Raw genomic sequence first — 4,949 nt, forward strand, 5'->3', positions numbered from 1 at the left:
CTGCTCGCCGCCGGACTCGGCGGTGCCGTCCTCGCGCGCGCCCTCGCCGGCCACTTCACGGAGGCCCGCCACGCCCTCGACGACCCGAACGGCCGCTGGGGCGCCGCCGACCCAGTCCCGCACCGCTTCACCGCCGAGCAGCTCACCGCGTTCGTCGAGGGCGCGGGCCTCGACGTCGGCGCCGTGCACGGGGTGCGGGTCTTCGCCGACCTGGTTCCCGGTGTGCTCGTGGACACCGAGCCCGGCGCCCTGGACGCGCTGCTGAAGCTGGAGGCCGCGGTGGCCGAGCTGTCGGCGTTCCACTCCGTGGCCACGCAGCTTCATGTGCTCGGCGAGACCCGGGGTGCCGGCGAGGCGTGAGGGCCCTCCCGTGACGGAGCCCTGATCAGGGGCTCGGCCGCACATGGAGTACGCCACAGGCCCCCCGATCGCGGGCCCGGCGCCGTATGATCGAGGGAGACCGCCCGGCATGACGGGACGGCTGCTGGGGAATGGAAGCTTCAGCGAGCCGGAACGGCCATGGCGGATTCCGGTTGGTCAATTGGCGTAGAGGGGCGGGTTTCACGGGGGCGATTCCCTGCCTATCCTGAAGGGACCCCCCGGGTCGCCCCGGCGACTGCACGATGAGGAGGACTCCGTGCCGCTCTCTGAGCACGAGCAGCGAATGCTCGAGCAGATGGAGCGAGCGCTGTACGCCGAAGATCCCAAGTTCGCGACAGCGCTTGAGGGAAGCGGGCTGCGCACGTACACCCGGCGACGGGTCTACCAGGCGGTGGCCGGCTTCCTCGTAGGTATTGCGCTCCTCATGGCAGGAATGGTCGCAAAGCAGATTTGGGTCAGCGTGGTGGGATTCCTCGTCATGCTGGGCTGTGCGGTACTCGCCGTGACCGGCTGGCGCAAGGCTCCGAAGCCTGGCGAACAGCCCGCCGCGGGCGCTCCGCACGCCCGCCGTCAGGGACGGCAGCGGCGCTCGGTCATGGATCGTATCGAGCAGCGCTGGCAGCGCCGCCGCGACGAGCAACAGGGCCAGTAACGGCGGCCCGGCTCCGCACCACGCGAGGCGCCCCAGAACACGAGTGAGGGGGTGACCACCGGACCGGTGGTCACCCCCTCCCGTATGCCCTGACCCCTCCGCTGCTTCCGCGGAGGCGAGCCTCAGCCCTGCTGTCCCGACGGCTTGCGCAGGGTCGGCCGGATCTCCGCCGCCCGCGCCGTCACGGACGCCCACCAGGCCGACATCGCCCACACCACCCGGACGGTCGAGCGCGGGGCGACCAGTGCGCGCAGCCGTGTGGAGCGGCCGGCCGTGTCCTGGAAACCGACGACCACCCGGCGCACGTCCTGCGCGAGCCCCGCCGCCAACTGCGGCCGGGGGGCGTAGAGGACCTGCTCCACGGCGTCCGCCACCCGGTGCACCGAGGCGGCGGTCGGCGGATCGAGATGCCCGAGTCGCACGATCCGGTCGGCGGCCTTGCGCGGGGTCAGCGACTCGTCCGGCGAGATCCCGAAGTCCCAGGCCGTATCGGTCAGTTCCTCCCAGACCGCCAGCGTGTGGACGGCCGCGTCCGCCGCCGTACGACCGTGCGCTCCCAGCCGTACCGAGCGCGCCCGGGCCCGCCACAGCATCGGCGAGAACGGGACCGTCAGCAGCAACAGCGCGCCCAGGCCCAGCAGCGACATCCGCAGATACCACCACGGGCCCCTGCCGTCGTCGCCCGCCGCGATCGCCGGGGCCTGGCTCGCGCAGCCCTCCAGCTTCTTCAGCTGGGCCGTGCAGCTCTCGCTCGCCGAGGGAGCGGCCGAGGGCGCCGTGCTCGTCGCGGCCGAGGAGCTGGCCGGGTCCGGGATGTCGCTGCCAGGAGTGGTCGACTGGGTGTACGACGGCACCGAGCCCCGGTTGGGGGTCGGCTCGAAGCGGGTCCAGCCGATGCCCTCGAAGTACAGCTCGGGCCAGGCGTGCGCGTCCTTCAGGCCCACAGACACCGTCTGGTCCGCCTCCGGGGTGCCGGGTGCGAAGCCCACCGCGACCCGGGCCGGAATGCCCAGGGTGCGGGCCATCGCCGCCATCGCGAAGGAGAAGTGGACACAGAAGCCCTGCTTGTCCTTCAGGAACTTCGCTATCGCGTTGCGGCCGGTACCGACGTCCACCCGGGTGTCGTACTGGAAGCCGCCGGTCACCGCGAAGTAGTCCTGGAGCTTGACCGCCTGCTCGTACGCGTTGGCCGAGCCCGCGGTGACCCGGCGGGCGGTCGCGGCCACCACCGCCGGCAGCGACTTCGGCACCTTGGTGTACTGGGTCTCCAGGGCCTTCGACGGTGCCGGCGCGGTGGCCAGCTGCTCCGCGGTCGGCTCCACGTCCAGGCTGGTGACCGTGTAGCTCACACCCCGCGTGTTCTGACCGTGGTCCCCGACGACCGTCATGCCCACGGGCTCGTAGCGCCAGCTGCCTTCGATGTTCACGCGGCTGGGCGGGTACGGCATCGGCAGCCAGTCCTGGGCGTACCAGTCCGCGGCCGAGATCCGGGTCGTGATCTTCGAGCGCTTGACGTCGGCGCCGAGACCGGTCGGCGTGGGGAACGTGTTCGGCACGCCTTCGATGTGCCGCTGCGACGGCTTCCAGGTGGTGCCGTCGAAGTCGTCCAGGGACACGATCCGCAGATACATGTCCGAGAGGTCGTTCGAGTCGGTGCGCAGGGACAGGACCTGGCGGTTCTCGTCCACGTTCAGGCTGTCACGCAGCGAGACCAGCGGGTTGACCGCGGAGATCGTGCCGCCGCCCCCGACGCCCGAGCCCACGCCGGTCCCGGTGGCGTCCAGCAGACCGCCCGAGATCGTGGGCAGCGGCAGCAGGGCGATGGCCAGCGCGACCGCGCCGATCCGCCGCCCGGTGCGGACCGGGGCGAGCGGTCCGGAGGAGTCCGAACCCGGGGCGGTGCGTGGCGCCCCGCCGAAGACCCGGCCCCACTGGGCGAGCCGGTCCCCGCCCTCGGACAGGAGCAGCATCAGATAGCCCGCCGCCGCGAGCAGGAACCACAGCCAGTCGGCGCTGCTGTTGGAGAGTCCGGCGGCCACCGAGTACAGGGCGAGCAGCGGCAGCCCGGCCGGGGCCGCGCTGCGGAAGGTGACCGCGAGCGTGTCCACCGCGAGGCCGACCACCAGCACACCGCCGATGATCATCAGCCGGATGCCGTCGTGCAGCGGGGCCGGGATCGCGTACCGGGAGACGTCGTCCGAGCCCTGCTGCAGCAGGTCGGCCAAGTGTTGGAAGGCCTGGGGGCCCGGGACGATCCCGGCGAAGGCCTGCTCACGGGCGAAGACCAGGGTCAGCATCAGCAGCGTGACCAGGGCCTGCGCCGCGACGGTCAGCGGCCGGGCCAGCGGGACCCGCCGGGTCGCCGCGCCCACCCCGGCCTGGATCGCCAGCATGAAGCCGGCCTGGAAGATCCAGATCGCCGGGGAGACCAGGGGGATCAGCGCGGTGGACGCCAGCATTGTCGCCACCCAGGCGCCGAGCGCCAGTCGTGCCCGCCCGCTCATCCCCATCCCTCCCCGAGACCGGCCGCGGTGATGCCGTTGCGCTCCCGGTCGGCCTGCTGCCACAGCTCGGTCAGGGACGCGCCGCGCGGCACGCCCACGGCGGTCCAGCCCGCGTCGCGCAGCATCCGCAGCCGATCCTCCTGCTCGTTCTCCGGTCCGGGTACGTCGGTCGGCTCGCGCACCCAGCCGCCGCTGTCCAGCACGAAGGCGAGGGCGCCCCCGCTGCGCTGCCGCATCCGGGCGACGATCGCCGCCTGTTCCTCGTCGAGGTCGCCGAAGAAGGCCACCAGCAACCCTTCGTTTCCGCCGCGCAGCAGGTCGTAGGCCCGGGACAGGCCGGCGCCGTCCGAGTGGTCGATCACCGCGAGGGTGTCCATCATCAGCCCGGCCGCGTCCGCCGACTCCTGGCTCGCGCCCGCGAACCCGTCGGCGCCCTCGCCCGGCACCGAGTTGCCGGTGTCCGTCAACAGCCGTACGGAGAAGCCCCGTTCCAGCATGTGCACCAGGACGGAGGCCGCGCCCGACACGGCCCACTCGAAGGCCGAGTCGGGGCCCTGTCCCGCGAAGGCGATGCCCCGGGTGTCGAGGAGCACCGTGCAACGGGCGCGCTGCGGCTGCTCCTCGCGGCGCACCATCAGCTCGCCGTAGCGGGCGGTGGAACGCCAGTGCACGCGGCGCAGGTCGTCGCCGTAGCGGTAGCCGCGCGGGATCACGTCGTCCTCGCCGGCCAGGGCCAGCGAGCGGTTCCGTCCGTCGCCGTACCCCTTGGCCTCGCCGCTGAGGCGGACCGGGGGCAGGGCCTCCACGCGCGGGATCACGGTCAGGGTGTCGAACGTCGAGAAGGAGCGGGTCAGTTCGCACATCCCGAACGGGTCCGTCAGACGCAGCTGCAGCGGGCCCAGGGGGTAGCGGCCACGCAGGTCGGAGCGGACCCGGTAGGACACCTCGCGCCGGCCGCCCGCCTCCACCCGGTCCAGGACGAACCGGGGGCGCGGACCGAGCACGTACGGCACCCGGTCCTGGAGCATCAGCAGGCCCGTGGGCAGCCGCGAGACGTTGTCCATCCGCAGATGGACGCGGGCCTCGCTGCCGGCCGGCACGCGCGCGGGGGAGAGCCGGCGGCTGCCGGCGACCCGGTACCGGGTGCGATAGAGCACGGTCGCGCAGACCAGGGGCAGCACGGCCAGCAGCAGTCCGACCCGGAGCAGATCGCCCTGCCCCAGGACGTACGCGCAGACGGCCGCCGCGATTCCGGCGGCCAGGAACGAGCGACCGCGGGTGGTCAGCCCCGCCAGGGCCGTACGGACACCGCCCTTCTCGTCCCGCTCGGGCTCCGGGACACCCGGCCCCCCGACGGCCATCACAGCCTCCGGGGCGGCTGCTCGCCGTAGGACGCCGTGCCGCGGCCCATG

Annotated in this window: 3 protein-coding genes and 1 pseudogene; 2 read left to right on the top strand and 2 right to left on the bottom strand. The window is 73.1% G+C overall.

The features are described 5' to 3' along the window. Positions 1-360, top strand: a pseudogene (locus R6V09_RS45820) (SAM-dependent methyltransferase); the annotation flags it as partial. 277 nt (positions 361-637) lie between these two features. Next, on the top strand, positions 638-1,033 hold the full coding sequence (locus R6V09_RS45825) for a DUF3040 domain-containing protein (RefSeq protein WP_019067767.1): 396 nt from the start codon (positions 638-640) through the stop codon (positions 1,031-1,033). A 122-nt stretch (positions 1,034-1,155) separates the two neighbouring features. Here the strand turns inward: R6V09_RS45825 and R6V09_RS45830 are convergent, their stop codons facing one another. Both R6V09_RS45830 and R6V09_RS45835 read right to left on the bottom strand, forming a co-directional pair. Next, positions 1,156-3,537 carry a transglutaminase TgpA family protein gene (locus R6V09_RS45830; RefSeq protein WP_317887403.1) on the bottom strand — a complete coding sequence of 794 codons (2,382 nt, stop codon included), beginning with the start codon at positions 3,535-3,537 and terminating at the stop codon, positions 1,156-1,158. Further along, positions 3,534-4,898: a DUF58 domain-containing protein gene (locus tag R6V09_RS45835; RefSeq protein WP_317887404.1), complete on the bottom strand. Its 1,365-nt coding sequence runs from the start codon at positions 4,896-4,898 to the stop codon at positions 3,534-3,536. The genes R6V09_RS45830 and R6V09_RS45835 overlap by 4 nt, the downstream gene beginning before the upstream one ends. Positions 4,899-4,949 lie beyond the last annotated feature (51 nt).

It is taken from the genome of Streptomyces sp. W16, assembly GCF_033194735.1.
In the GTDB taxonomy this organism is placed as follows: Bacteria; Actinomycetota; Actinomycetes; order Streptomycetales; family Streptomycetaceae; genus Streptomyces.

Bases quoted from the DNA above. Each gene is read 5' to 3' on its own strand.
- R6V09_RS45835 (WP_317887404.1), bottom strand. From the start codon at position 4,898: ATGGCCGTCGGGGGGCCGGGTGTCCCGGAGCCCGAGCGGGACGAGAAG.
- R6V09_RS45830 (WP_317887403.1), bottom strand. From the start codon at position 3,537: ATGAGCGGGCGGGCACGACTGGCGCTCGGCGCCTGGGTGGCGACAATG.